This window comes from Erythrobacter crassostreae (assembly GCF_019204045.1).
In the GTDB taxonomy this organism is placed as follows: domain Bacteria; phylum Pseudomonadota; class Alphaproteobacteria; order Sphingomonadales; family Sphingomonadaceae; genus Erythrobacter; species Erythrobacter crassostreae.
The window spans coordinates 208,389-232,559 of the sequence record NZ_JAGSPC010000001.1 but is presented as its reverse complement, the minus strand read 5'-3'; the positions used below and the strand labels follow the sequence as shown (position 1 = coordinate 232,559).

Below are 24,171 nucleotides of genomic sequence, written 5' to 3'. Positions count from 1 at the left end.
CGCGCTCAGTGAAAACGGCAGTGAAGGCAAAAATAACGTCATCGGATGCGCATAGCTATGCCCCGAGAAGACAATGACGCACACGCCCTGCGCCAGCAGTGCGAACGCACTACAGAGCGCCAATGCCGGCCACTTGCTAAGTTCGTATTTTCTGGTCAACCGAGCAGCTGCGGTTCCGGCGATTAATACGCTCGGCAACACGAATATTAGACTAGTGCCAGCCAATACCAGCGGCATTGGGCTGAAAAGCGACTTGAATGAAACAATTATCGATGCGGATAGAACGGTTCCACCGATTAAGGCGCTGCCAATGGTGGTCCACATCAAGGCAAACCCGACATCAACGGTAGCCCGATTGCTCACCACCTAAAACGTCCCAGGTGCATACCTTTGAACCGCATTCGGTTCTTCTGGCTGGAGGGTCTTAATTGACCCGTCGGACCAGCCGAGGCTGTCTGCATAGAGCAAGCGCCCGCCTGATAGATTGAGCAGTGCGATGCGGAATTGCTCTTCGCCCAGCGCAAAGCAGCCGTTTGATCGGCCAAGCCGACCCCAACGGTCAATATGCGATGGTTCCGCATACTTCGCGCGGTGCATCACGATATAGCGGCGAAGCGCGGCTTCATTTGTGGAATCGAGCCCGCCCAGACGTACCGAAGTGCCGTAACGCCCGACATACCATTCCCACGTGATGTAGGCGCCTTTGCTGGTCGCGTTTGAGCCTTCGACGTTGGAGTAATTGTTGAGCCATCCGTCATGCTCCGGGTCTGAACCCGTCCCGTGGCTGACGTGGTAGCTTTGCACTTCTTCACGGTCCAAATTGACGAAGTGGAACCGCTTTTCCGCCGAATGCACGCCGAAATCCGCGATCCCGACAATGTCTTTCTTCCAGATTACATCGCCTGCGCGGTCCAGTTGTGCCTTGGCCAGCGCGAACAGTTTACGATCACGCTCGGTGCCTGCGCGCGGGGCCGCCGCGAGTGTCGCAGGCAGCGAAACCGCTGCCCCTGCTGCGATTGAAGCTTTAAGAAGATCTCGCCGTTTCATAATCCCAACACTAGTAGCCCAATTCTATCGTTCCCGTGAATAGGGAATTACGCCTTTGCTATGATGCTTCGTGAATGGCCTTTGCCGCCATGCCAAGTTTGATCACACCCGGCATATTGGCCTGAATTTTCGGACCGACTTTCGAAAGCTCGGCCAAGCGGGGGTCATTGTTGGCAATCATCTCGGCCACTGCGGGGCCGGTGGGGTGAAGCCGGCTCTTTGCGTTGAACGCGTTGGCCTTTTCGTTGTTTGAAAGGATCGCTGTGCTCATCAAATTGGCCATCACCGCGTAAGGATAGGTGTCTGTCGTATCGGTCAGCGGAGCGGGCGGACAAAGGGCGTTGCGCTCGTCATCTGTCTCGAAATTCGCTTCGAGAAAGGCGCCGAGAGCCGCGCTGTATGGCACAAACGGGGCCTGCACCAATTGCAGCGTAATCGTGTCACCATCAAAGAATTTGCGCGTCTTATCGCGGGCCTCGAATGGCACCGCGCTGGCTGTGCAATCGATGAACAGCGTGTTTGCAGGCACTTCGACTGCTTCATCACCGAAGTGCATCGTGCCGTCTTCGATTTTGGTAACGCGGCCCTGGCGGTAAACCGTTTTGATTGAGCGCAGCAGGTCGACTTCGGCTTCGGAAATCACCGCGAAGTGGAACATTTTTGGCGTCACGTTCTCGTCGATGCGCAGCATCGTGCCGCGTTTGCCCAGTTCGGCGAACATGGCATCGCCGGTTTCGGATGCTGCGGCTGCCTCCACCAGATCGCTTTGAAACTCGATCAAGCCTTCGATGCCGTGCTTGGCCGGTTGCAGCAATTTGCGGTTGAACATCCAGCTATCCCGCGGGCGCACCCAGCCGATTTTGTCGGGGGACACACCGGCCTCCAACAGCCACACAGCGGTGTCCATCGCTGTCTTACCGCCGCCTATTACGATGTAATTGGATGGCATGTTGTCGGTGTCCTTCCAAAGCGCGGGAAGTTCGCCAGGAATAGTGAAACGCGCGTTTTCCGCGATCTCGTACGCTGGAGTGTGCGTGGACGGCACTGATGTTTTGAAGAATGTTCCGTCGACCAGCTTGCGGCGAACCTCGACCGTTTGCTCGTCACCCGAAAGGATGCCTTTGATCGCGTGCTGCGAACCATCTTTGCCGTGATATTCGGTTAGCGGGTGGTACGACACCCGCCCGCTCGGGATCATCCGCTCGCTCATCAGCTTGCTGTAATAGGACAGGATCTCCGCGTGTTTGGCGAGCGGGTACATGCCTGCATTGTGCCCGTGTTCATCGACGCGGTCGGGGCACATTTCCATCGAGTTCACGCCGTAAGTGGCGCTTGGCTGGTGCAAAGCAACGAAGGGATAGGCGTCGTTCCAGTGTCCGCCGGGCCGCGCATGTTTGTCGACGATGGTGATGTGACAATCGGGATCTTCGTCCAGCAGCGTATCGGCAAAGGCCAAGCCCACAGCGCCAGCGCCGATGATCAGATAATCGGTTTCAAAATCGGCCATGGAGCGGACATCCTTGCTTGAGTGGGTTCACGAAGAGTCCATGCCTGTCATGCGACGAGAAGTGAAGCAAAACAGAGGGGTGGACGATGCAATCAATGACACAAATGGCAAAAGGGTTTGGACTGCTTGCGGCCTTGACGCTGCCAATGTCGCCGGTTTTTGCTGAAGACGACAGCGCTGAAAAGGCGCTGCCCAAGCCCACAGTCGTATCCAGCTACACAGATGTCGCGCGGCTTGCGACGGTGCAAGGGATCACCTTGCAATGGATCGATTGGGATACGCGCGGAGATGTCACGATTGTCAATTCGGTCGATGGGGTCTGGCACTTGCTGGGAGAGCAGAAAAGCGGGCAGGATGTGGGTTTTGTGATCGATGGGGTGATTACCGAGATAGGCGCGGACTATTTCCTATTTGATGGTCAGATCACGATCGCAAACACACCCGATCCGGGTCGACGGTGCTCCGAGAACAAGTTGTGGCGTTTCGAGGTAACACAAGGTCGCACGTACTATCGTCTGCGCGAATTCGAGTGGTGCGATTACCTGACCGACTATATCGACATCTACTTCGCGCCGAGCCTGGCCGGCAAAGACGAATAGAGCACATTCTCTGCGGCCATCGCGAGCATAGATTTGGCGTGGCGTGCGGCGACTTCGCTTTGGTCATCGCCGTATCCGCCGCCCAGCGCGCTCGCGATGGGTAGGCCGCTTTTGCGAGCCTGATGCACAACGAAGCGGTCGCGTTTGACTAGCCCTTCGTCGCTTAAAGAGAGTCTTCCAAGCTTATCATTGGCATGCGGATCAACGCCTGCCTGATACAGCACCAGATCGGGTGCGAACCGTGCAATCGTATCTGGTAGATGCATGTCGAGCGTCGCCATATAGCCATCATCATCCACCCCGTCCGGCAGGCCGACATCGAGGCTGGAGCGGGCCTTTCGCACTGGAAAGTTCTTTTCCGCATGGAGTGACAGGGTGAAGATATCCTCTCGGCCCGCTGTCAGGCTCGCGGTGCCGTCACCTTGATGCACGTCCAGATCGACAATCAGAATGCGGCTGGACGCGCCTTCGGCAATCAAGCGGTTGGACGCCACGGCAAGGTCATTGAAAACGCAGTATCCTGCGCCTGTATCAGCAAGCGCATGGTGGCTGCCCGCTGCACTGTTAGCGGCATAACCGTATTGTTTGGCGAGCATGGCGGCGAGCCATGTGCCGCCATTGGTGTGCCGGACCCTATCGCGAATGCGCTCCGTTACCGGAAAGCCGATCCGCCTTTCTTTGTCGCGAGGGACTTCGGCGCGGAACACTTCATCGACATAGTCGGGGTCATGCATCGCCTCCAGCCATTCACGCGGCATCGGTTCCGGCGCGTGTTCGGTGACAGGAGCGCCGCTCGCCCGCAATGCCTCCATGACGAGGTAATATTTGTCGAACTTAAACGTCCCGCGAGTGGGCTGCGGGGCCATGTAATCGGCATGATGGACGACGTGGAGCATCTAGTCCCAAATCTCGCTTACCTCGATACGATCAACCTTCATCGTCTTTCGGAAACGCGCCGCACACCAATCGTAGTTCTCGAGATACTGTTTTTCATATCGCCACCTCGGCATTTTTTCGGCTTTCAGCATGAGACGCGCGAATTCATCGGCGGTCAGCGTGCCCGCCTTCGGAAGGAAATCATATATGTGGGTGTCACCAGTGCCGCAGTTCCCATAGATAACGCAGGCATCGTAGACGAGTTTCTCAAACCGTTCTTTGGTCGTCATGCGTCCGTTCGAGCCAGCATTTCAAGCTCATCGAAGATCGCGTCTTCGCTGCGTGTCGATGCATCGCGCCATGTCGTTGCCGTATCGCTGTTCACCAATTCGCCGTCAGCGGTCAGCACCAGCAGATTGGGTGTGCCGGGTAGGTCTTCGACGCCAAACCGCTGCGCAATGCCCAGATTGTGCCCGTCTCCGCGCTGGGGCATTCCCACATTCACAAACACGAGCTCGTACTTCTCGGCGACAAGTCCTGCAATCCGCTCGCTTTCAAGCCATCCGGCGAGCGCGCGGCTATCGTGGCACCAGTTTGCGCCCATAACGAGAAGGACGCGTTTGTCCGCCTCGGCGGCGCGGACAAGCGCGGCGTCAACATCTGCCTCGGCATCGTCAGACACGAGATAGGATTCTGCTTCGGGATAATCGTGATGCGCAGGGCTTTTATAATAATACCAACCCGCACCGCCAGCCGCAGCGGTAACCGCAATGCCCGCTAAAAACGCCAGAAAATATCGGATCATTCGGCCGCTTCTACCGCGTGCGGATCGAAAGCTGTTTCTTCGCCTGCATCAATCTTGGCCGCTTTGTCCTCAACCAGTTTCACGATGTGGTCGAGCATATCCTCATCCTCGATCGTGTGCGCTTTCATGCCGGACAAGTAGACCATGTGCTTGCCAGAGCCGCCGCCGGTCAGGCCGATATCGGTTTCGCGCGCTTCGCCGGGGCCATTGACCACGCAGCCGAGCACCGAGAGGCTCATCGGGGTCTTGATATGCTCAAGCCGTTTTTCGAGCGTTTCGACGGTGCGGATTACGTCAAAACCCTGACGCGAACAGCTGGGGCAGGACACGACGCGAACGCCGCGTGTGCGCAGGCCGAGCGCTTTCAGCATCTCATACCCGACTTTCACTTCCTCTTCCGGCTCGGCGGAAAGGGACACGCGGATTGTGTCGCCGATACCGGCCCACAAAAGCGAACCCATGCCGATGGAGGATTTGACGGTGCCGCCGATCAAGCCGCCAGCCTCTGTAATGCCCAGGTGCAGCGGACAATCAACCGTTTCGGCGAGGCCATGATAGGCGGCCACCGCGAGGAACACGTCGCTGGCTTTCACCGCCACTTTAAATTCATGAAAATCGTGATCCTGCAGCAGCTTGATATGATCAAGCGCGCTTTCGATCAGCGCTTCGGGGCAGGGTTCACCGTATTTTTCCAGCAGGTCTTTCTCAAGGCTGCCCGCGTTCACACCGATACGGATGGCGCAGCTATTGGCCTTCGCCGCGCGCACGACCTCGGCAACTTTCTTGGATGATCCGATATTGCCTGGATTGATGCGGAGACACGCCGCGCCGCCATCGGCGGCTTCCAATGCGCGCTTGTAGTGGAAATGGATGTCGGCAACGATTGGAATGTTCGATGCGCGTGTGATCAGCGGGAATGCCGCCGTTGCCTCTTCTGTTGGGCAGGATACGCGGATAATGTCACAGCCCACCTCTTCGCACCGGCGGATCTGATCGATCGTTGCCGCCGCGTCCTCTGTGGGGGTGTTGGTCATGGTTTGGACGGTGATCGGCGCGTCGCCGCCCACCGGTACATTACCAACCATAATCTGGCGGCATTGCCGCCTCTCGATATCGCGCCAGGGCCGTACTGAAGACATGCACGCCATATAGTCACCTAAAGATGAAGCGGCAATAACAAGCGTCGATCTTCGTTTGCGCGCAGGAGGTAGCAATCCGGCCATCACCTGTCGCATTGCGAGACGGCTCTGGAATTGGATTGGTGGAGCACGTCGAAGACCGCAATGGCACCCAGTCTATGCAGTCAGTGAAAACCAAATTGATCGAATTGCGAAAATCAGCCCGATTTTTGGCTGAAATTGCGATGTCAAAAGCTACGCTGCGCGCGGCGTTCTTTCTCTTGCCATATGCCGGTGTTTTGATCGGTCTTGATGTAGCGGCGCATTATGGCTCGCTTACCAATGCAGAGCTGCCCGTGCAGTTTTACCTCGCCTCTGACCGGTCATTTGGCGAATATCTTGAGTACGCGCTCACGGCTGCGATTGCGGTGATGATGTTTCTGTTATGGCGACGGGAGCGGGCGATAGTCTATCTCGCCCATGCCATTCTGTTTGTTTGGCTGACGCTCGACAATTGGATCGAACTGCATGAGACGTTTGGTCTGGCGGCCGGGCCGCTCTTTCCGCAGATATCAGCGCTCCCGGTCGAGCCTTCGCATCTGGCAGAAGCATCCCTGATGGTCGGAGTTGGCGTGTTCTGGCTCGCCTCTTTGGCGCTTGCAGTTCGGTCGATCACAGGGCGGGCACTGGCTTTCAATCTGGCTTTGGCCGCTTGCGTATTCGGCGCAGCTTTATTCGGCGTGGTTGTCGACTTGCTCGTCGTCTGGGGTGAGCAAGGTAAGGTGCTTCACGCGATCCTGACCTTCACCGAAGATGCAGGCGAATTCGCGATGATCATCCTCGCCTTCTTGCTGACCGTTGGGTTCTTTGACTTAGAATACCGGCAAAAGCATATCGGCGACCGCGAAACGGCCGCCGATAGCATTCTTACCAGCGGATAAGAGGCGGTACGGCAAAGCGCCCGATCACAGCCGCAATCACAACCGGCGCAATATGCCAAAGGCCGACATGTGAGAGGCTGTCGACAGGGCAGGTGATGCCGTAGGCAAGCGTGCCAAGCGAGCCTGCTGCGATACCCGTCAACCAACCAGACCGTTCGATTGAAACCGGTGCGCCGCGGCGCAGCCAAAGGATCGATGCGCCTGCAACAACCACGGCTGCGATTAGCGATGAACTGGTGCATAGCCATGCAGCCGGATCATTCATGCCTTTATGAAGATGCTCACCGCCAGCCGAAATCATGCTGATGATGGCAGCAACCGGAACAATAGCGAGCATCGCCACACTCCACGCAGGGGCATTACCGCGCGTGCCAACACGGGGCTGAGCGCTGAAAACAACGCCAGCCGCGCTCGCCAATCCTACCACCAGCAGAAGGCCATGCGTGATCAGGAAATAGCCCGAGGCATCTCCGGATAGCAGACCCCACCAGAAATCATGGATCGCAATAGAGCCAACCGTCGCCAGCACCGTCGCCGCCGCGATAAGCAGCATGCCTTCGACCGGCTTTACCCGGCGAACCGGGGTCAGGTCTTCGGCCATTGCCGCAATCAGATCAGCGCGGGACCGGGCATTGTTGGAAGTGTTATTCATTTCAATCAGCTTTCTCGACCAAGGAGGCCATTTTCTTCAAACCCCGATGGATATTCACTTTGACCAGGCTTTCGCTTTGTCCGGTCTTTTCTGCGGCTTCGCGGACAGACAATCCGCCAATCTTTACCATCTCGATCACTTCGGCCTGCTTTTCGGGAAGCTGGCCAAATAGGCGATCGAGGCTGACGCGGGCGAGGACGACTTCTTCTTCGCTGTCTTCTACCGCATCATCTTCCATCAGTTCCTGACTGTCGTGCTTGTAAACCTTGCGCAGGTGATCGACCCAGCGATAGCGCGCAATGGCGGCAAGCCACGGCAGGAACGGACGCGAGGGATCCCATGTCCCGCGCTTTGTATAAAACGATATCAGCACCTCCTGCACCAGATCATCGATCTGATGCGGAGGCACCCGGCGGAGAAAGTACCGCTCCAGCCAGACGCCGACCTCGGTGAGCAACACATTACCGGCGGCTTTGTCGCCGTCCTGTGTCGACACCATGAGGCGGGCGAAGGTTGGTTCGTCGGCGACCATCTCAGGCGTCTTTCGCTGCCGTGAAACGGCCGATGATTGCGTCGAGCGAGAACAGCCCGCCGCCGCGGCTTACAAGGAACGCGCCAAGTGCAAGAACCGTGATAGCCCAGCCAAAGAAGTGTGCTGCATCCGGGAATACGAACAATTGAATGACAACCGCCATACCCATCAGCGCGAGCGCCGAGAAGCGCGTGAACAAACCCAAAGCCAGCAGGATCGGGAATGCGAATTCGGCATAGGTTGCCATCGGTACCGCCAGATCAGTCGGGATAGGCAGGCCTGAAAATTCGTTCTCAAAAATGAGGTACTGGACCTCGTCGATTTGCAACCATGTGCCGTCGACGACTTTCGTTTGGTATGACCGCCAGAAAATTCCGGCCAGCGCGATGCGAGCAAGAAGCTGCGCGATGCTCTCGGCGATGGTGCCCGACAAAATGCGGGTCAATCGCTGCCATAGGTTTGTAAGTCCGCTCATCGTATTCCTCCGAATATCAGCGGCTGCGGGCCTGGTATTTGCCTGACAGGCCCGCAGCCATGTGTTTGATTACCGCTTGATCGGTTTGAGCGAGCCACTGCCTTTTGGCGTCTTGATTTTCACGCAGCTGCCTTTGTCGACATATGTCCATGCGTTGCCTTGGTAATCTTTAGTCGATGTACCGGCGCAGCTTGTGCCCGGACCAGCGGCGCAGTCGTTCTTGCCTGCTTTGGAAACGCCGTAGCATTTCTCTTTGGCGCCTTGCGCGGCAACTGGTGTGGTGGCGAGGCCAGCTGCGATGCCCGCAGTGAGGGCGAGGCCGGCGATGTTTGCAATTGATTTGGCGTTCATGGGGGTTCTCCAAAGTGTGTTTGTTTGTCCAGCGTTTTGCCCGACACATGATGCCATTCGCCCGGCAACGCGCTGTGGTTACACCGATGTGAAAAAAGTTGCCGTTCCCCTCTGTGCACGTGGCCTGTAACGCCGTGCTCATCGCTCGCGAACACTCCCATATGCGCCAGCTTAGCAGAGGCTATCTTGTTCGAGCGGGCTGCACAATGCGCGCTTTTCGAACGACAGCGGCGATGACGCATTCGGTTTCCCTGTCGTTCTGCTATGAAGGCCAACTATGGAGCATCAACACTCAATCGCACCTTTCGGCGGTATCGGCCTTGGCCTGCGCCGCACGCATTACGAGGATTTCCTCGAAACGGACGTGCCTGTCGATTTTGTCGAAGTGATCAGCGAGAATTACATGATCGAGGGCGGGAAGCAGCTGCGTATTCTCGAAGAGGTGCGGGCGAAACATCCCGTGATCCTGCACGGTGTATCAATGTCTATCGGTTCGGCAGGCGGACTGGACAGCGATCATCTCGGCAAGCTGAAATTGCTTGAGCAGCGGATCGACCCGCTCTGGGTCTCCGACCATCTTTGCTGGACCCGCACAAGCGCGCACAACAGCCATGATTTGCTGCCCATGCCTCTAACCGAAGAAGCGTTGTCGGCGGTATGCGCGAACATTGATCATGCTCAGAATGCGCTGGGCCGGGCGATGCTGTTCGAAAACCCCTCCAGCTATCTCACATTTCCAGAAGACGAGATGAGCGAGTGGGAATTTCTGAGCGAGATGACACGCCGAACTGGCTGTTATCTGCTGCTTGATGTGAACAACATTTATGTCAGCGCGCGCAATCACGGTTTCTCGGCTGACGATTACCTAGCTGGCTTGCCGCTTGACCGTGTGCGTCAGATCCATCTTGCGGGTCACGATCCGGCCACAAAGGAGCGCCCCGTAATCATCGATACGCATGATCGCGCTGTCGTTGATGGTGTTTGGGATCTCTACGCAAAAGCAATCGCGATGCTGCCGCAGCCGGTCGCAACCATGATCGAGCGTGATGAGGACATTCCGCCTTTGCCCGAATTGCTCACCGAGCTGGACCGAGCGCGCGGGATCGCGAATGAGGCGATGGTTCCGGCGTGATGGGCGATCAAACTCTGGCAAAGCGGCAGGCAGCATTCCTGCGCAGTGTCTTGGACGAAAGTGCGCCTTTGCCAGAGGGGTGGGGCAATTCGCAGACAGTCGGCATGTCCGTGTATCGCGGCAATTATCGCTCGGCTTTGGTCGGCGCGCTTGAAAGCACGTTTGAACGGACGGCGCGATATGTTGGCGAGGGCCCGTTTAAACAGGTTTCCGCGCATCACGCGATTGCTCATCCGCCATCGGGCTGGACGATTGAGGAAGCGGGAGCGGGATTTGATGCGACCTGCGCCGAGCTATTTGCCAACAATCCTGAAGTCGCTGAACTGGCGTGGCTCGAATGGGCAATGCTGAAGGTTTCACGCGCGCCGGATATTCAGCCCTTTGGAGCGACAGAATTCGGCGAAGCCACAGCTGAGTTCGGTGATAAAGACTGGATGGGACTCAAATTGGAGTTTCAGCCAAGGGCCGAAGCGCGAGAGGTGAAAGCCAATTTGTCGGGGCTATGGAGTGCACTTGAGGAGGGAGCGGATGGCGACCGTCCTGCCTCGCTGCTTGACCAGCCGAAAGGGTGCATTGTGTCGCGCGAAGGCGAGCTGCCGACGTTCCAAATGGTCACGCCCGAGGCTGCGCATGCTTTTGACGCGATGCAGAAAGGCGCGGCCTATGGCGAAGCCATCATGCTGCTCGCTGGCGAAAACCCTGATGCCGAGAAAATCCAGCAGGCCGCCGTGCAAGCGGGCGGTATGCTGGGCGAGTGGCTAAATGAAGGGTTGATTGTCGGCGTACGCGCTTGACTCCTTGATGGCTTGCGTCACTTTCGCATCAAAGGGAGAGACGCATTGCTAACCGGTACATCGATTGAACTGCGCACCACAAAGGCAAGCATGCTGCTGCGCGGTGTCAAATGGCTGATGTCGAAGAAGAAGCCTGTCTTCCCGCATACACCGGAGGAATTTGAAGCCTATATGGCGGCGCGCCCACTGCCCAAAGATGCGGCGATCCCTGACCAGTTCAAGCATCGCTACACGCTGGAGCATTGGTCGGCTGCGGATCAGGAAGTGGTCACGATCCACCCTAAATCCGGGCCGGGTGAATGGCATATGCTTTATTTCCACGGCGGCGGTTTTGTCCTGCCGATGTTCAAAGAGCACTGGCCGCTTGCCGCCGCGATGGTCGATCAACTTGGCGTGAGCGTGACCCTGCCGCTCTATAATGTCGTTCCAGAAAGCTCCTATGCGTCTCAAGATGCGCTTGCAGACGCGGTCTATGCGAAACTTGCTGCAAACCATGATCCGTCGCGCATTGTGCTGAACGGAGACAGCGCTGGCGGCCATATGGCGCTAAGCCTAGCCTTGCGCCTCGCTAAGGCAGGCGGGCCGCAGCCCGGAAAGCTCGCTCTGTTTGCGCCGTGGCTCGATTTGACCATGGCTGACCCTGCAATTGAAGCCGTCGAGCCGCATGACATCATGCTCAAGATCGGCACGTTGCGCAGCTGCGGGAAAATGTTCGCAGGCGACCGCGACTTTGCAAGTCCAGAATGCAGTCCGCTCTACACCGCGAAAGAGGACCTCGCGAAGCTACCGCCCACCCGCATCTGGACCGGACGGCATGATCTTTTCATCATCGACAGCCGCACATTCACCGGCAAGCTGCGTGATGCTGGAATCGATGCAAAACTCTACGAATACGAGGCAGCACCGCACGTGTTTATGGCGGTAACGCCGACCAAGGAGTCCAAGGATACGCTAAAGCTGCTCGGAGAATTCCTCGCCGAGTAATGCGAGCTAGGCGGTGAAGCTTTCGCCGACCATTTCCTCGCTCATCGACCACAGCCGTGCTGCGCTTGCTTGATCCAGCGCGTAGCTGCGCACGCCGCTGGTCGTGGATGTGTCATCCAGTTCGGCGACATGGCAATCCTCGCAGTAAACCCCGCCTTGCCCATCTAGCTCATCGGCAGTCGCGGCCCAGCACTGCGTCGCTGCGCCTTGCGGTATCGTCTTCCATGAGAAGTCGGGATCGCTCTCCGTGACGCGTGTGAGAAGCGCCTGCGTTTGCTCTTCGCTCATATGGCGGCTGAGGTTTGTCTGGATGCCGCCCGGATGCACGGCATATGCGTGAATGCCTTTGTCAGCGAAGCGCTTTTCCAGCCCGACAGTGAACAGGATGTTGGCCGTCTTTGATTGACCATAACTGGCCCATTCATTGTATTCGCGGTTCTCGAAATGCGGATCATCGAGATTGACGGGCGTGATATGGTGACCGCGACTGGACAGATTGACGATGCGCTTGTCCTGCCCCTTTTCAACGAGAGGCATCAGCTCTTTAGTCAGAAGAAAATGGCCGACATGATTGGTGCCGAACTGCATTTCGAACCCGTCAGCGGTCTGAGTGTGCGGGCATGCCATTACGCCTGCATTGTTGAGCAGGATATCGATTTTCTCGAACCGCTCGGCTGCCTCTTTGCCGCAGGATCGCACGCTATCGAGTGAGCCGAGATCGCAGATGATCGTCTCAACCTGTGCGTCTGGCGTGTCGGCCTTGATGGACGAGATCGCTGCATCAAGCTTTCCCTGATTACGGCCAGCCAGCACAACATGAGCGCCCTTCGCCGCCATCGCGCGGCCGCTTTCCATGCCCAAGCCGGAATTGCCACCAGTGATGAAAACGGTCTTTCCCGACAGGTCCTTGCCCGCAAGAACCTCATCCGTGGTGGTTGTTTCGCCAAAGCCGCTCATCGTAATTCTCCCGTATCGAATTTTGATCCTATCAGTCGCGCAGTTCGGGCCGCTTGTCAGCAATTTTCGCGTGGTCGCTCGAAGGCGCTGCAAAGAAAAAGGGCGCGGTGACAGTGCCACCGCGCCCGGAACAGACGTTTGAATATGAGGCCGTTTGCCGGCCTTCTGTATTACTTGTCCATTTGATCCAGCTTCTTCGCTGCCCATTCGCGGCCGCCAAGGCCGAAGGCGAGCGAGCCGGCAACAGCAATGCCGATTACCAGAGCGCTGAATGCGGTTTGTACGATCTCTTCGCCAACACCCATGAACTGAAGGCCCATGAAGGCGAACAAGAGCATCGTGGCATAGCGGACCACTGTTCCTGCCATTCCCGCACCGCCCAGCATTTTGCCGAGCATATTTGCGATCAGGAAACCGGTTGCGATAACAACGCCGCCGAAGACCACGCTGCCGCCAAGCGCCAGCACCTGATCAAGGATCGCTGTCAATTCGGGGAAGCCGAGCATCCGTGTCGCCGCGATGGCAAAGAACAGGATGATCGCGATCTGCACGATACGGGCGATAACCGATGATGCCTTCGTTTCAGAAGGCAGCACGCCCATCGCTGTGATCGGTCCGTCAATTCCAAGTCCGGCAAGCAATTCGCCGAGCAATCCAACGACAAAGCGGCTGATCAGATAGCCAATGCCGAGCAGGATACCGGCTGCAATGATGTTCGGAATAGCGGCCATAACCATGGCCAGCATGTCTGTTGCAGGACCAGAGATTGACGCGATGTTGAGCACGCCGAGAGCGCCAATAGCCACCGGAATTGCGATCAAAGCGTAGATGATGGTGCCAAGCGTCTTGCTGACGGTGGTGTTGCCGGTCACTTCCTCGACACCGCCTTTGTTGGCCCATTTGTCTAGGTTGACGGTTTGCATTGCGGTTACGGCGATATCGCGGACGATACCGGCGATCATCAGGCCGATGAAGAGTAGCAAGCCAGCGCCGACGATGTTCGGGATGAACGCCATAACCTGATCAAGCAGTCCGTTGATCGGTTCTGCGACCGCATCCAATTCAAGCACTTGAAGGATTGCGATCAGACCGAACAGCCAGATCAACAGGGAAACGATCTTGCCAAGCGACAGGCCAACGCTCTGGCCGCCGCTGATCCCGCGATTGAGAAACGGCACGCGGTCCACGAGTTTTGCGAAAGCCCATTTGGCTGCATTTGCAAGCAACCACGTGACAAGCAGGATGCCGATGGCATAGGCTGCCTTTTCGGCGAGCTGTATCGCGAGCTCTGGATCAAAAGAATATTTGCCAAGTTGCATTGGGGACCCCTCTTATTTGGTTTCGAATAATGGAAATTGTAACGCGGGCCTTCTTCTGAACCCTGAGATGACAAAGCGAAATAGCACGCGCCGTAAAATTACAGCTGTTTACAGCCCAATGGGGAATCGCCTTCTTATGCGTAATTATGTTTCGTCTTTCGCCGCCAGTTTCATAGTTTTGTTTGCATTGGTTGTTGGGACGGTTTCCCAGCCAGCTCTTGCACAAGAGGTAGAACCGCGATGGTCGATTGCGATTCACGGCGGGGCAGGGACGCTTGATCCGGATAAAATGACGCCGGAGCAGAAAGCTGCCTATGAAGCCGCGCTGCAAAATGCGCTGGATGCGGGCAAGGCAATTTTGTCCAGCGGCGGAACCGCGATGGAAGCAGTTCAGGCGGCGATTATTCCGCTCGAAGATGATCCGCTGTTCAATGCGGGGCGCGGAGCGGTCTTTACGTGGGAAGGGCGCAATGAGCTTGATGCCTCTGTCATGGACGGACGCGATCGCAGCGCAGGAGCGGTTACTGGTGTGACCACAATCAAAAACCCGATCCTGCTCGCCGACAAAGTGCGCACGGAAAGTCCGCATGTGTTCTTGATGGGAGAGGGTGCAGAGCAGTTTGCATCAGAGCAAGAACTTGAAACAGCGCCGCCGGAATGGTTCGCGACAGAGCGCCGTCTCAAATCGCTCGAACGGATGAAAGCGCGCCAGCTTTCCGCTTTGGATGTTGATCACAAATTCGGCACTGTGGGCGCAGTTGCGCTTGATCTTGAAGGCAACATGGCAGCTGGCACATCCACTGGCGGCATGACGGGAAAGCGTTGGGGACGGATCGGCGATGCACCGGTGATCGGCGCAGGCACATATGCGGACAATCGCAGCTGCGCGGTCTCAGCAACTGGCTGGGGCGAGTACTTTATCCGGGTTGGTGTGGCCCAGGAGATCTGTACTCGGCTGCGTTACCGGTTCCGGATGGATATCGATGCCGTGCAATCGGTTGTGCCGAAAGATGCAGACGGACTTCCGACATACATTATTCACGCGTCAGAATTTCCGCTCAGTGTGGAATCTGCACAAGAAGAAGCCGACGCGGTTATGGCGGAAGTTAAAGATCTCGGCGGCGACGGCGGTGTTATTCTTGTAACGCCCGAAGGCCATGCTCTCTACAGCTTCAATACGACCGGTATGTACCGTGGCCGGGCCACAAGTGACGGCGTGAACGAAGTTGCGATCTTTGCTGAGGAATAGAGGCTAGATTTCGCCTAAGCGGCAACCGCGCGCTTCCAGAATTGGCCGCATTTCGCGGTAAGCCGCCGGTGTCAGGTGCAGCGGAATATACGGGTGCAGGTGATGCACGATATGAAACTGCATCCCCATCGATCCGATATTGCCGACGGCTGATTTCCAACTGCGCGTATTGGTATAGCGCGTCTGATGCGTCGCGGGATGATGCGGCGCCCATGACAAGAAGAAGACGATGTAAGTGATGGCAATTTGGTATGGCAGCCACCACAGCAATAGCGCCTCCATCGCAAAGCCATTCCACGCCAGCGTGCCGAGAATGGCGATAAAACCGATCCTGTAAAGCAGGGACAAGACAATCAGGTCTTCGCGGCCATTGCGTGTCAGACTGGCAAGGTAATCCTGATTGCGTTTCGCATTTGGTTGGCGACCCTGAACCGCATTCCAGATCGCGTGCCACGGCCCGCTCGCGCTGGATGTGATGTCCACGTCCAGCTCCGGGTCGTTGGTGTGCCGGTGATGATCAAGGTGACTGACGCGAAGCACCTGGAACGGCATCAAGAGCATCCAGCTGGTCGCGTGACCAACCAGTTCGTTGAGCCAACGCAATTTGGTCCCCGGACGTGCGATAATATCGTGCTGTGCCTCATGCGTTGGCAGATAAACCAGCGCCATGTTGATCGTTGCGATCGGGAACGCCGCCCAAAGCGGCAGAATGTTCAGAAACACCAGCGGCCAAAGCGAGAGCCAGCAAGCAAGGTTTCCAAATGCCCAGATCACAGCGATCCAAGGCACTTGGCCCGAATATTTGCGTGCAATGGAAAGTTCCAATTTGCGCAATTCTCGGTCAGACATTTGCGAAAGGTCAGCCGGAATTATTGGTTTCTGGGCGTTCATATCCAGCGGCCCGTTACTTGCGCAACCAATCCCCATCCACCGCCGATAATCACTGCGAGCGTCAAAGTGGATAGCCCAAACGGCGCGTTGATGCCGAGCGCCTGCATCCCCTGATCAAAAACCGGCACCAAGAATGCGAAGGCAAAAGCTATAGGCAGCAAGGCTGCAACCAGTTTCAATGCCCGTTCCATAATCCTCTCCTTGTCGGATTAGGTGACAAATTGCGATAACAAAGGAAGGATGCGGTCTCTGCGAGCGAAATCTGCGACGACTTCGCCAACGCGCGCTAAAACCTCCTCGGATGCGGGGTCGATCCCGTCATGGGTTTTCTGTGCACGGAAATAGGCCGCGAACGTTATTGGAAGATGGCCGTCGGGTTCTACGAAGCCGATATCGACATAGAGACTTCCCATGCCAGGCCAGATTGATGTGCCTGTCTTGTCACCTGCGGGCCATGCATCCGGCAAATCAGCGCGCACGCGCCGTGCTCCGGTCGAAGTATCGATCATCCACTGGCGCAGCATTGATCGTCGGGCTTCGGGTAGGGCATCGCCATATATGAGCTTCGCAATGGTGCGAGCCATCGCTGCAGGTGTTGAGGTATCGCGCAACTCGCCTGCGGGCACGTTGTTGAGTGATGGCTCAATCCGGTCGAGGCGGCTTGTTTCATCGCCGATCGAGCGCCAAAAGCCGGTTAATTCAGCCGGTCCGCCGATTTCTCGCAGCAGGATATTGGCAGCCGCATTGTCCGAATACTTCTGTGCGGCCTCCGCGAGTTCGCCAAGCGTCGCACCCTCTGCCAGACGGCGCGTCGTGAAGGGCGAAACTGACATCAAATCGGCCTGCGTCCATGTGACACGCCGATCGACGCTATCGAGTTTGGCTGCATCCCGGGCGAGCACTATAGCGGCAAGCGACAGTTTAAACGATGAACAATGGCCAAAGCGCGCATCGCGATTGAGGCCGACAGAAGATCCTGTCGCGGTGTCATAGATTTCAGCACCCAAGGTGCCATCGGCTGCCGCCTCGATAATGCGCAGTTTTGCAGTGAGGCGGCCAAGCGGGCTTTGATCAATTGGCAAACATGCCGATGCACCGAGTGCGATTGATCCACCGAGAAAGGTGCGACGCCGGATCATTCGAGGTGTTTCTCCATACAAAGACTGAAATCGTCCGAAACATAGTCGCCGAATGGAGCGCATTCGGCAAATCCGTGAGCCTCATAAAGGCGGACAGCGGGGATGAACGGTTCGGCTCTCCCTGTCTCCAGACCCAGCCATGAATATCCGCGAGCTTGGACCACGTCGATCAATTGCCGCAGCAGCAGCTTGCCCACCCCCTTGCCGCGATAGGCTGGGGAGGCCCGCATGGATTTGAGCTCACCCTTTTTGTTGCCCAGTGCCTTGATGGCTCCGACACCGGCAAGTGCCGTACCGTCGCGAACAGCATAGAACGAAACATCTGGTTCGCGCAGCCGTTCTGGCGGCATGGCGTGCACTTTGCAGGATGGCGACCATTGGTGCATTTCATTGAGGTGCAGGCGGAGCAGATCAAGGACATCTGCGCCGGTTAGGTCATCAGGTTCGATCTCAAACTGGCTCACGAGAATTTGTCCGCTTTGCGTTTGCCGAACCGCATATCGCCTTCGAGTTTGGCGCGCAGTTGGCCGTAGAACGCTTCCAGAAATGCCCGTTCATCACCAGCGCCGGGATCCCAGCCAATCTTGCGGCAGATTGTTTCATGTACGGCGGACAAGGCCTCTGGTTGGGCATCGCGCAGCATCCGCTCAAGCGTTTGCAATTCGTGCTCGCCGTAGATCGACAGTTCTTCATCACCGAACTCGTATTTCACGCCGGTGACCATGCTCGAACCTTTCGCAGCGGCCCCCTGTGTTGAAAGCGCTTCGGCCAGCTTTGTGCGCGGCGCCTCCAATACCCAAGTGCCTGCGATCACATCGCCGGCGCGCAGCGCGTCTTTGTTGAAGAAGGGAAAAAGCATGAAGATCAGGAACCAGATCATGCCCGCTATCCCGGCATTTCCAGCTTCGCCGCTTGGCGCGATCATTAGGAAAATGAGCGGCATAAACAATTCGATATCGCGCAGCAGATTGCGTGCAATTACGGCTTCCGGGGTCAATCTTCCGCCATTTCGGGCGGCGACCCGGACACCAAGAATCCGCTTGCCGAACGTTGCGCCGCGGGGCCCAAGTTCCATCGCCAGAAAGTATCCGTAACGCGCGAGGAAGACGACCAGGATCAGGATGATGATCACAAATTCGGCTGCGCCCGAAACGTTCTCGTCCAGGCTCTCCATCGTGTCATCAATCACCCCGCCAAGCACGAGCAACAGAACGATTTGGATCACCAAAAGCGCGAGGAAGATAAATACAAAATCGAGCACCAGCGCGCCCAGCCGTGATCCACGCGCCGCGATGGTTACGGGCACAGCAAGACCTTCGGGCGTGATCAGGGTTCGCTCACGCTTGTTCGTCCGGTCTATTATGCCCGTCGCCGCGTTCATCCGTCGTCCTCAACGCGCGCGGGGCGGTAGAGGAAGAAGTACGTAAGCCAAAATGCGAGGAATGCACCGCCGATCATGTAACGGCTTTCCATGCTTTCTACGAGCTGACGCGGAAATGCCTCCAGGAAAGCGGCAACCACCATCATCAGCACCACGCCCACCATCACGACTGCGCCGCGCTTGCCGCTTTCCGATGCGGCTTCGAGGATGGAGCGCGTGCCGGGAAAAGCCATCGACCGGCCAATATGCAGGCCAGCTGCTCCAGCCAGCAAAATACCAAAGATCTCGGTCGTACCATGCACGCTGAGCCACGCGCCAAATTCCCAGCCAAGTCCTGCGCTGGCAAACAGCCAGATCATCGCGCCGAGCATCGCCATATTGTGAATAAGCAACAGCAGGGAGGGGATGCCAAAGGCAAAACCGAGCGCAAAGGCGAGGATGCAGACGCCCGCATTGTTGCTGAAAAGATAGGCGGCAAATACCGAAAGACCCCCGGTCGAGTTCTCGACCTCAATCGTTTCAGCCAGCACTTCCCGGCTCGCACCCGGAACCCGCGTGTCCGCCAGATCGCCGGGTACCAACCGGTAATACCAATCGTTGTTCTGGGCGACGAGCAGCCAGCCAACCACCGCTCCCGCCGTCATCACGAACAACGCGATACACACGTCGAGCCAGATTTCGCGGACCGCACGGCTCCATCCGCCAAGGAAGAATTCACGCAGCCACCCGAACAATCCTTTGCGCGGGCCGTAAACCTGAAACCACGCCCTTTGGACGAGGCTTTCAAGGTATTTCAGCGTTGCCGCATCGAGGGATGTTTCCCGCGCAACTGAAAGGCTGGACGCTGCCGTCCGGTACAAAGTCGGCAGTGCGAGCAGCTCCTCATCATCGATCCGCCGCACGCCGCCTTTCTCCATCGCAACAACGATGTCTTCGAGCCGCCGCCAATCGGATTCGCGCTCGAGACGGAAACGGTCAGACCGCAGCGCAGCGCTTTCAATATCGCTTGGCGCGGCGATTTCTCCGCGACCAAAGAACGATCCGATGCGGTCTTTGACGCCCTTTGTTGCAGGAACAGCAGTGTTCATCCGATTGCCTCGCTGTTTTTAATCAGGAAGTAGCGGTCAATCAGGCGGTAACCGATCTGATCCCACGGTGCCTCGACCACATCGACACCCAGATGGCGCAGGCGTTGGAGCACGATTGAACGTTGGGTCGCGAGCGTATCTGCCGTCACGCTGCGGGCAAGCGTCGCGATATCGCTTGGCTCTTCGCTAACGAATGTGTCGAGCTCGCTATCGGCAATCGTCACGAACAAGACCAGGTGCTTGTCTACCAATCGTCCGATGCTTTCGATCATCATTTCCGCCGCTGTGGGGTCGGTGAAATCGGAGAACAGCACAATCATTGATCGGCGCTGCAGCTTCGCGGTGAGCGTCGCGAGCGCCAAGGTGAAGTTCGGCTCCGTCGACTCATAATCGAGCGCGGCGGCGGCGCTTTGCAGGCGGTGGAACGCGCGGCTATCGGCCGCAAACGGGGTCATTACCTGAGGGCGCTGGGCAAAGCCGAACAGTGAGACTTTGTCGCCGCCTTTAAGGGCTACATAGGCGCATGTAAGGGCCGCAGAAACGGCTCTATCGATGCGCGGCATTCCATCCACCGGCTCGCACATCGCCTGACCGCAATCGAACGCGAATACGATCTGGTTGTTGCGCTCGCTTTCGTTTTCGCGTGCATAAAGATGGTTGTGCCGTGCGCTCGCTTTCCAATCGATCCGGCGGCGGTCCATGCCGGCCTCGTATTCGGAAAGCGCCTCAAACTGGGTGCCTTCGCCGCGAATCCGCCGCGCGATCAGGCCGTTCTGCGAATTGCGCAGGAATGTCTGCAATTCGCGGCTGCGCACAGGTGACAGATCGGGCCAGATGCGCAGTTCTTTATCGAGCACTTTGGTGCTTTGCCGCGCGCCAAGGCCAAGCGGACCGGTCCATCGCAGCCATGCCCGCGAAATCTCCGCAGTACCCCTACGCTCCGGATAGACATCAAACGCACCGGTGCGTGTACCGGTTTCCGGATCGCGGAAAAGCTTGAGCGTGGCGCGGCCTGATTGGCCCAGCCTTGGGTCAAATTCGATCGCGGCTTCTGGTCCCAGCGCGATTACGCGGGCGAAACGGGCAAAGACCTCAATCGCGGTTGCCTGTCCGACTTCGGTATCCGATGGCAATTGCACGACCCATTCGCGGCAGGAACCTGCGAGAAACCCGTCGAGGATAATCAACCCGATCAGCACAATCGCCGCTGCTGGTGCCACGACCCACATCTGCGGCGCGATTGCCGCGATGATGAGCGCAACCGGAGCGAACGCGGCAATGAGCCACGCTGCGCGCTCGGTCGGAACCAGCGGGAGTGTGATGCGGGGCAGTTGCATCAGCCTATCGCGGTGCCTCAGTAGCTTCGACCAGTTCGGATACGAGCGCTTCGATATCGCGGCCTTCGATTTCCGCCGCCGGGCTTAAGGTCAAACGGTGGCGAAGCACCGGAATGGCAAGCGCCTTCACATCGTCAGGTATGGCATAGGCGCGTCCGGCGAGAGCTGCGCGTGCTCTTGCTGCATTGGCCAGCATCACCGCAGCACGCGGGCTTGCGCCTACAGCCAATTCGGAATGGTCGCGGGTCGCGCGGATCAGGCGCACGACATATTGGGTGATTTCCGGCGCGACAGTCACATTCTCAAGAGCGCCGCTTGCAGCGACCAGCTTATCGGAATCGGCGACGGCGGTAACGCCCAGATCGGCGGGGCGCTGCGGCCCTTGGCGTTTGCCGTAATCGGTGACGATCCGCATCTCCTCTGCCTCATCCGGATAGGGCACGAGCAGTTTGAACAGGAACCGGTCCAGCTGCGCCTCTGGCAGAGGATAGACGCCCTGGTTTTCAATCGGGTTCTGGGTTGCAACCACCATAAAGCGCGGCGGCAATTGGTGCGTTTCCCCGTCCAGAGTAACGCGGCGTTCTTGCATCGCCTCTAGCAGCGCGGCCTGCGTCTTTGGCGGGGTCCGGTTGATCTCGTCCGCCAGCAGCAATTCACAGAAAATTGGTCCGCGCGTCAGCGTGAACTGGCTGGTTTGAAAGTTGAACAGGTTGGAACCTAGGATATCGCCCGGCAGCAGATCCGGCGTAAACTGGATACGTCCGAAATCGAGGCCGAGAGCTGTCGCAAAACTGTTGGCAAGGAACGTTTTCGCCGTACCCGGAGGACCTTCCAGCAGGACGTGGCCTTCGCTGACCATAGCCACCAACAGTTGCTCGACCATTTCTTCCTGGCCGACGACGGCTTTGGCCACTTCAGTGCGGATCGCGTCCGCCAGCGCGCGCAGTTCATCTAGGTTCATGCTCATTTCGCAAGTTTCCCTTCAAGCTCTCTCAGCGCCTGTGCGGCGCGCAGAATTTCGGTAGGTGATTGGGCTTCGCGCAGACGGTCTGCGCGCAGTGAATAAGGTTCTTCATCGGGCAGTCGCGCAGCCAGAGCCGCATCGATGGCTTCTGGTTCGGGTCGGGTCAGGCCCAACCGATGGGACAGCCGCCGCGCAGAAAGATCGGCATAGGGTTCAGCCAGCAGGCCAAGCCGCTTGGCGCGCACAATCAGGCCCGCGCCATTGCTAACGAGCCGTTTCTTACCAAAGGCGATTTCGGGTCCGCTGACTGCCGCCGGACCAAACCGCAGGAACGCGCGCCAGCCGATGATCAGCATGGCAAGGATCAGGCAAAGAGTAGCCGCGAGGAATGGTGGCCGGAATGCCAAGGTTAGCAAGTTGTCGGCACCGCCAAACCCCTGGAGGGTCATATCGATGGTGACGGATTCGTATTCGCCGCCATATCCCGCCTCTCTTACCAGAGCGAGTGCGGCCTCGGCGTTTTCTGATCTGGCAAGGCCGTAATTGTTCACCAGATCGGGCTCGACGACGAAAATCGTCCAATGCGCGTCTTCGTAATATTCGCTGCCTTCTTCGCCCAGTACGCTGAGCGCGAGCGTGTGACCGGCACCATCAGTGATGAGCGGCTGATGCAGTTCATTCTCTTCGGCGTAGGCGACCGTTTTGGTTGGCAGTTCGCCAGCCGTTTCGATCCCTGACCAATTCGGCGCTTCTGTTTCTTCGAGCGTTTCGATCTGATGTTCAAATTCAAAGACACCGGGGAGTTCGCTGGTCCATGCAAGCTGCGTCGCACCGCCAAGCTGAACCCAGCCTTCCTTGAATTCACCAGCGGATTCGCCCGGCAAATTTCGCGGCGGTCGGTTCGCGAACCATTTGGGCAGAATCACGATTGTCGGGCCGAGATAGTCGCGGTTATTGAGGATACGGCCAATCTCTTCACCGTCCGCATAGAGAGACGGGGTCAGGATCAGCAGATCGGTTGTTTCTAGCCCGCCGGGAGTGCGGGAAAGAGTGACATCATAGTTTTCTTTCTCCAGCAGGCGGACGAACCCGGCATAGCCATTCAGACCCGTAGCAGAGGCGTGGGCTGCACCATCATTGCGCTGATCGCCAGTGTCGCCGGCGCTAAGGAAATAGAGCAGCGAGATGAAAGCGAGAAAGCCGACGAGCACAATCCCAAGAACGGCCATCTTGCTAAATGGGGATGATGACCGGGTTGCTGCGCTCATGCTGCTTCTCCGATCTTCACAAGGGCAAAATCAGTATAGGCCGCGCGCGCCGCGACCCAGTCATTCTGATCAAGCTTGCGAAGCGCGAACAGGCTTCGCTCAACCCGCTCCGAAATAGCGCCAAACGCTCCGCGTGCCGCCTCGGATAGGGCAGGCAAAGCAGCGAGTTCGCGGGCGGTGCTGGAGGGTTCAACCCAGTCGGGCTTTGCCGCTGCTATCTGGCCAACGCTGCGTTGAAGCAACAAGTGGGTTGCCTCGTCATAACGGCCCTCTGCGGCCAGTCTGTCTGCATCTTCCAGCAAAGCGAGGCTTTCACTGCGGCTTGGCGCCCATTCCGGCTCGCCTGCGGCGGCGCGGTCTTTGCGTGCATCGCGCTTTCTAAGCCCAACCGGTCCGATCGTGTTGACCAGCATGTAGATGATGAAGGCGGCCAGCAACGCCAACAGCACCCATTGCAGCACGGGCCAAATGCCAGCGATTAGAGCACCCACCGGCGAAAGCACTTCGCCGAGGAATCCGAAGAATGCGTTCAGCGCCTGCTCGATTGCATTGGGTTCCGGTGGAGGGGTGGGTTCGATTTCGACCGGCGCAAACTGGATGTCACTGTCATCGCGGACACCTTCCCAGCTTTCCAAAGGCGTGCCGGTTTCGGCAGCGGAGGAAGGTGCATCACTTTCGGCAGGAGAGGTCGTCGCCGGATAGGTCATTGGACTGCGGTGGTGGCACGGCTCATCGCGCGGTGCAACAGCAGAAATTGGGCTATTC

General features: G+C 57.6%; 29 protein-coding genes. 7 read left to right on the top strand and 22 right to left on the bottom strand.

From position 1 onward, the window contains the following. Positions 1-73 precede the first annotated feature (73 nt). A complete protein-coding gene (locus KCG46_RS01155) occupies positions 74-370 on the top strand; it encodes a hypothetical protein (RefSeq protein ID WP_218403533.1) in 297 nt (98 codons plus the stop codon). Here the strand turns inward: KCG46_RS01155 and KCG46_RS01150 are convergent. Together KCG46_RS01150 and KCG46_RS01145 are read right to left on the bottom strand one after the other, a co-directional pair. Then, positions 367-1,047: a murein L,D-transpeptidase catalytic domain-containing protein gene (locus tag KCG46_RS01150; protein ID WP_218403532.1), complete on the bottom strand. Its 681-nt coding sequence runs from the start codon at positions 1,045-1,047 to the stop codon at positions 367-369. The genes KCG46_RS01155 and KCG46_RS01150 overlap by 4 nt on opposite strands. A 58-nt stretch (positions 1,048-1,105) precedes the next feature. Then, on the bottom strand, positions 1,106-2,554 hold the full coding sequence (locus KCG46_RS01145) for an NAD(P)-binding protein (RefSeq protein WP_218403531.1): 1,449 nt from the start codon (positions 2,552-2,554) through the stop codon (positions 1,106-1,108). An 86-nt stretch (positions 2,555-2,640) separates the two neighbouring features. Here KCG46_RS01145 and KCG46_RS01140 point away from each other — a divergent pair, with 86 nt between their 5' ends. Then, positions 2,641-3,153 carry a hypothetical protein gene (locus KCG46_RS01140; RefSeq protein ID WP_255551705.1) on the top strand — a complete coding sequence of 171 codons (513 nt, stop codon included), beginning with the start codon at positions 2,641-2,643 and terminating at the stop codon, positions 3,151-3,153. Here KCG46_RS01140 and KCG46_RS01135 read toward each other — a convergent pair. From KCG46_RS01135 to ispG, 4 genes are read right to left on the bottom strand one after another with little or no spacing between them, the layout of a single operon-like run. Next, on the bottom strand, positions 3,117-4,049 hold the full coding sequence (locus tag KCG46_RS01135; protein WP_218403530.1) for a histone deacetylase family protein: 933 nt from the start codon (positions 4,047-4,049) through the stop codon (positions 3,117-3,119). The genes KCG46_RS01140 and KCG46_RS01135 overlap by 37 nt on opposite strands. Further along, positions 4,050-4,319, bottom strand: coding sequence for a hypothetical protein (locus KCG46_RS01130; protein WP_218403529.1), 270 nt, complete (start codon positions 4,317-4,319; stop codon positions 4,050-4,052). Next, positions 4,316-4,834 (bottom strand): thioredoxin family protein, encoded by a 519-nt coding sequence (locus tag KCG46_RS01125; protein ID WP_218403528.1) that lies wholly within the window; start codon positions 4,832-4,834, stop codon positions 4,316-4,318. The genes KCG46_RS01130 and KCG46_RS01125 overlap by 4 nt, the downstream gene beginning before the upstream one ends. Continuing rightward, positions 4,831-5,973: a flavodoxin-dependent (E)-4-hydroxy-3-methylbut-2-enyl-diphosphate synthase gene (gene ispG, locus KCG46_RS01120; RefSeq protein WP_218403527.1), complete on the bottom strand. Its 1,143-nt coding sequence runs from the start codon at positions 5,971-5,973 to the stop codon at positions 4,831-4,833. Before ispG ends, KCG46_RS01125 begins: the two co-directional genes overlap by 4 nt. A 224-nt stretch (positions 5,974-6,197) precedes the next feature. Between ispG and KCG46_RS01115 the strand changes: the two genes are divergently transcribed. Beyond that, complete coding sequence (locus KCG46_RS01115) at positions 6,198-6,893, top strand: DUF8692 domain-containing protein (RefSeq protein ID WP_218403526.1); 696 nt, start codon at positions 6,198-6,200, stop codon at positions 6,891-6,893. Here KCG46_RS01115 and KCG46_RS01110 read toward each other — a convergent pair. The 4 genes from KCG46_RS01110 to KCG46_RS01095 form a co-directional block, all read right to left on the bottom strand. After that, positions 6,880-7,545 carry an NrsF family protein gene (locus KCG46_RS01110; protein WP_218403525.1) on the bottom strand — a complete coding sequence of 222 codons (666 nt, stop codon included), beginning with the start codon at positions 7,543-7,545 and terminating at the stop codon, positions 6,880-6,882. The two genes, KCG46_RS01115 and KCG46_RS01110, sit on opposite strands and share 14 nt — an antisense overlap. 1 nt (position 7,546) lies before the next feature. Then, the gene (locus KCG46_RS01105) at positions 7,547-8,077 is read right to left on the bottom strand and encodes a sigma-70 family RNA polymerase sigma factor (protein WP_218403524.1); all 531 of its coding nucleotides are present in this window, start codon (positions 8,075-8,077) and stop codon (positions 7,547-7,549) included. Between the two features lies 1 nt (position 8,078). Continuing rightward, the gene (locus tag KCG46_RS01100) at positions 8,079-8,552 is read right to left on the bottom strand and encodes a DoxX family protein (protein ID WP_218403523.1); all 474 of its coding nucleotides are present in this window, start codon (positions 8,550-8,552) and stop codon (positions 8,079-8,081) included. A 69-nt stretch (positions 8,553-8,621) separates the two neighbouring features. Next, positions 8,622-8,903, bottom strand: coding sequence for a BufA1 family periplasmic bufferin-type metallophore (locus KCG46_RS01095; protein ID WP_218403522.1), 282 nt, complete (start codon positions 8,901-8,903; stop codon positions 8,622-8,624). A gap of 277 nt (positions 8,904-9,180) precedes the next feature. Here KCG46_RS01095 and bufB point away from each other — a divergent pair, with 277 nt between their 5' ends. Genes bufB through KCG46_RS01080 form a run of 3 tightly spaced genes read left to right on the top strand, consistent with a single transcriptional unit; the run spans position 9,181 to position 11,813 of the window. After that, positions 9,181-10,035 carry an MNIO family bufferin maturase gene (gene bufB, locus KCG46_RS01090; RefSeq protein ID WP_218403521.1) on the top strand — a complete coding sequence of 285 codons (855 nt, stop codon included), beginning with the start codon at positions 9,181-9,183 and terminating at the stop codon, positions 10,033-10,035. Next, on the top strand, positions 10,035-10,829 hold the full coding sequence (locus tag KCG46_RS01085; RefSeq protein WP_218403520.1) for an HvfC/BufC N-terminal domain-containing protein: 795 nt from the start codon (positions 10,035-10,037) through the stop codon (positions 10,827-10,829). The genes bufB and KCG46_RS01085 overlap by 1 nt, the downstream gene beginning before the upstream one ends. 12 nt (positions 10,830-10,841) lie before the next feature. Next, positions 10,842-11,813 carry an alpha/beta hydrolase fold domain-containing protein gene (locus tag KCG46_RS01080; RefSeq protein WP_255551704.1) on the top strand — a complete coding sequence of 324 codons (972 nt, stop codon included), beginning with the start codon at positions 10,842-10,844 and terminating at the stop codon, positions 11,811-11,813. Between the two features lie 6 nt (positions 11,814-11,819). Here KCG46_RS01080 and KCG46_RS01075 read toward each other — a convergent pair whose 3' ends face one another. Together KCG46_RS01075 and KCG46_RS01070 are read right to left on the bottom strand one after the other, a co-directional pair. Then, positions 11,820-12,770 carry an SDR family NAD(P)-dependent oxidoreductase gene (locus tag KCG46_RS01075; protein WP_218403519.1) on the bottom strand — a complete coding sequence of 317 codons (951 nt, stop codon included), beginning with the start codon at positions 12,768-12,770 and terminating at the stop codon, positions 11,820-11,822. Positions 12,771-12,940: 170 nt separating this feature from the next. Beyond that, positions 12,941-14,089: a mechanosensitive ion channel gene (locus KCG46_RS01070; protein WP_218403518.1), complete on the bottom strand. Its 1,149-nt coding sequence runs from the start codon at positions 14,087-14,089 to the stop codon at positions 12,941-12,943. A gap of 136 nt (positions 14,090-14,225) precedes the next feature. On the opposite strand from KCG46_RS01070, the gene KCG46_RS01065 reads away from it, so the two are divergent. Beyond that, positions 14,226-15,338: an isoaspartyl peptidase/L-asparaginase family protein gene (locus KCG46_RS01065; protein WP_218403517.1), complete on the top strand. Its 1,113-nt coding sequence runs from the start codon at positions 14,226-14,228 to the stop codon at positions 15,336-15,338. A gap of 3 nt (positions 15,339-15,341) precedes the next feature. Here KCG46_RS01065 and KCG46_RS01060 read toward each other — a convergent pair whose 3' ends face one another. Genes KCG46_RS01060 through KCG46_RS01015 form a run of 10 tightly spaced genes read right to left on the bottom strand, consistent with a single transcriptional unit; the run spans position 15,342 to position 24,113 of the window. Continuing rightward, a complete protein-coding gene (locus KCG46_RS01060) occupies positions 15,342-16,229 on the bottom strand; it encodes a fatty acid desaturase (RefSeq protein ID WP_218403516.1) in 888 nt (295 codons plus the stop codon). Further along, positions 16,226-16,420 (bottom strand): hypothetical protein, encoded by a 195-nt coding sequence (locus KCG46_RS01055; protein ID WP_218403515.1) that lies wholly within the window; start codon positions 16,418-16,420, stop codon positions 16,226-16,228. Before KCG46_RS01055 ends, KCG46_RS01060 begins: the two co-directional genes overlap by 4 nt. An 18-nt stretch (positions 16,421-16,438) precedes the next feature. After that, complete coding sequence (bla, locus tag KCG46_RS01050; protein WP_218403514.1) at positions 16,439-17,368, bottom strand: class A beta-lactamase; 930 nt, start codon at positions 17,366-17,368, stop codon at positions 16,439-16,441. Then, positions 17,365-17,832, bottom strand: coding sequence for a GNAT family N-acetyltransferase (locus KCG46_RS01045; protein ID WP_369410146.1), 468 nt, complete (start codon positions 17,830-17,832; stop codon positions 17,365-17,367). Before KCG46_RS01045 ends, bla begins: the two co-directional genes overlap by 4 nt. Further along, positions 17,829-18,749: an RDD family protein gene (locus KCG46_RS01040; RefSeq protein ID WP_218403513.1), complete on the bottom strand. Its 921-nt coding sequence runs from the start codon at positions 18,747-18,749 to the stop codon at positions 17,829-17,831. Before KCG46_RS01040 ends, KCG46_RS01045 begins: the two co-directional genes overlap by 4 nt. Then, positions 18,746-19,837, bottom strand: a complete 1,092-nt coding sequence (locus tag KCG46_RS01035) for a stage II sporulation protein M (RefSeq protein ID WP_218403512.1) — start codon at positions 19,835-19,837, stop codon at positions 18,746-18,748. Before KCG46_RS01035 ends, KCG46_RS01040 begins: the two co-directional genes overlap by 4 nt. Then, the gene (locus KCG46_RS01030; protein ID WP_218403511.1) at positions 19,834-21,174 is read right to left on the bottom strand and encodes a DUF58 domain-containing protein; all 1,341 of its coding nucleotides are present in this window, start codon (positions 21,172-21,174) and stop codon (positions 19,834-19,836) included. Before KCG46_RS01030 ends, KCG46_RS01035 begins: the two co-directional genes overlap by 4 nt. 4 nt (positions 21,175-21,178) lie before the next feature. After that, on the bottom strand, positions 21,179-22,141 hold the full coding sequence (locus tag KCG46_RS01025; protein WP_218403510.1) for an AAA family ATPase: 963 nt from the start codon (positions 22,139-22,141) through the stop codon (positions 21,179-21,181). Beyond that, positions 22,138-23,406, bottom strand: a complete 1,269-nt coding sequence (locus KCG46_RS01020; protein WP_218403509.1) for a DUF4350 domain-containing protein — start codon at positions 23,404-23,406, stop codon at positions 22,138-22,140. Before KCG46_RS01020 ends, KCG46_RS01025 begins: the two co-directional genes overlap by 4 nt. Beyond that, positions 23,403-24,113: a hypothetical protein gene (locus KCG46_RS01015; RefSeq protein ID WP_255551703.1), complete on the bottom strand. Its 711-nt coding sequence runs from the start codon at positions 24,111-24,113 to the stop codon at positions 23,403-23,405. The genes KCG46_RS01020 and KCG46_RS01015 overlap by 4 nt, the downstream gene beginning before the upstream one ends. Between the last annotated feature and the right edge of the window lie 58 nt (positions 24,114-24,171).

What these genes read in the sequence shown, in the direction of transcription:
- KCG46_RS01100 (WP_218403523.1), bottom strand. Translation starts at nt 8,552, where the DNA reads ATGAGCGGACTTACAAACCTATGGCAGCGATTGACCCGCATTTTGTCG.
- KCG46_RS01125 (WP_218403528.1), bottom strand. Translation starts at nt 4,834, where the DNA reads ATGATCCGATATTTTCTGGCGTTTTTAGCGGGCATTGCGGTTACCGCT.
- KCG46_RS01025 (WP_218403510.1), bottom strand. Translation starts at nt 22,141, where the DNA reads ATGAGCATGAACCTAGATGAACTGCGCGCGCTGGCGGACGCGATCCGC.
- KCG46_RS01150 (WP_218403532.1), bottom strand. Translation starts at nt 1,047, where the DNA reads ATGAAACGGCGAGATCTTCTTAAAGCTTCAATCGCAGCAGGGGCAGCG.
- KCG46_RS01105 (WP_218403524.1), bottom strand. Translation starts at nt 8,077, where the DNA reads ATGGTCGCCGACGAACCAACCTTCGCCCGCCTCATGGTGTCGACACAG.
- KCG46_RS01145 (WP_218403531.1), bottom strand. Translation starts at nt 2,554, where the DNA reads ATGGCCGATTTTGAAACCGATTATCTGATCATCGGCGCTGGCGCTGTG.
- KCG46_RS01035 (WP_218403512.1), bottom strand. Translation starts at nt 19,837, where the DNA reads ATGAACACTGCTGTTCCTGCAACAAAGGGCGTCAAAGACCGCATCGGA.
- KCG46_RS01110 (WP_218403525.1), bottom strand. Translation starts at nt 7,545, where the DNA reads ATGAATAACACTTCCAACAATGCCCGGTCCCGCGCTGATCTGATTGCG.
- KCG46_RS01140 (WP_255551705.1), top strand. Translation starts at nt 2,641, where the DNA reads ATGCAATCAATGACACAAATGGCAAAAGGGTTTGGACTGCTTGCGGCC.
- KCG46_RS01070 (WP_218403518.1), bottom strand. Translation starts at nt 14,089, where the DNA reads ATGCAACTTGGCAAATATTCTTTTGATCCAGAGCTCGCGATACAGCTC.
- KCG46_RS01115 (WP_218403526.1), top strand. Translation starts at nt 6,198, where the DNA reads ATGTCAAAAGCTACGCTGCGCGCGGCGTTCTTTCTCTTGCCATATGCC.
- KCG46_RS01020 (WP_218403509.1), bottom strand. Translation starts at nt 23,406, where the DNA reads ATGAGCGCAGCAACCCGGTCATCATCCCCATTTAGCAAGATGGCCGTT.
- KCG46_RS01015 (WP_255551703.1), bottom strand. Translation starts at nt 24,113, where the DNA reads ATGACCTATCCGGCGACGACCTCTCCTGCCGAAAGTGATGCACCTTCC.
- bufB (WP_218403521.1), top strand. Translation starts at nt 9,181, where the DNA reads ATGGAGCATCAACACTCAATCGCACCTTTCGGCGGTATCGGCCTTGGC.
- KCG46_RS01075 (WP_218403519.1), bottom strand. Translation starts at nt 12,770, where the DNA reads ATGAGCGGCTTTGGCGAAACAACCACCACGGATGAGGTTCTTGCGGGC.
- KCG46_RS01095 (WP_218403522.1), bottom strand. Translation starts at nt 8,903, where the DNA reads ATGAACGCCAAATCAATTGCAAACATCGCCGGCCTCGCCCTCACTGCG.
- KCG46_RS01135 (WP_218403530.1), bottom strand. Translation starts at nt 4,049, where the DNA reads ATGCTCCACGTCGTCCATCATGCCGATTACATGGCCCCGCAGCCCACT.
- KCG46_RS01030 (WP_218403511.1), bottom strand. Translation starts at nt 21,174, where the DNA reads ATGCAACTGCCCCGCATCACACTCCCGCTGGTTCCGACCGAGCGCGCA.
- KCG46_RS01060 (WP_218403516.1), bottom strand. Translation starts at nt 16,229, where the DNA reads ATGAACGCCCAGAAACCAATAATTCCGGCTGACCTTTCGCAAATGTCT.
- bla (WP_218403514.1), bottom strand. Translation starts at nt 17,368, where the DNA reads ATGATCCGGCGTCGCACCTTTCTCGGTGGATCAATCGCACTCGGTGCA.
- KCG46_RS01055 (WP_218403515.1), bottom strand. Translation starts at nt 16,420, where the DNA reads ATGGAACGGGCATTGAAACTGGTTGCAGCCTTGCTGCCTATAGCTTTT.
- ispG (WP_218403527.1), bottom strand. Translation starts at nt 5,973, where the DNA reads ATGTCTTCAGTACGGCCCTGGCGCGATATCGAGAGGCGGCAATGCCGC.
- KCG46_RS01040 (WP_218403513.1), bottom strand. Translation starts at nt 18,749, where the DNA reads ATGAACGCGGCGACGGGCATAATAGACCGGACGAACAAGCGTGAGCGA.
- KCG46_RS01085 (WP_218403520.1), top strand. Translation starts at nt 10,035, where the DNA reads ATGGGCGATCAAACTCTGGCAAAGCGGCAGGCAGCATTCCTGCGCAGT.
- KCG46_RS01155 (WP_218403533.1), top strand. Translation starts at nt 74, where the DNA reads ATGACGCACACGCCCTGCGCCAGCAGTGCGAACGCACTACAGAGCGCC.
- KCG46_RS01065 (WP_218403517.1), top strand. Translation starts at nt 14,226, where the DNA reads ATGCGTAATTATGTTTCGTCTTTCGCCGCCAGTTTCATAGTTTTGTTT.
- KCG46_RS01130 (WP_218403529.1), bottom strand. Translation starts at nt 4,319, where the DNA reads ATGACGACCAAAGAACGGTTTGAGAAACTCGTCTACGATGCCTGCGTT.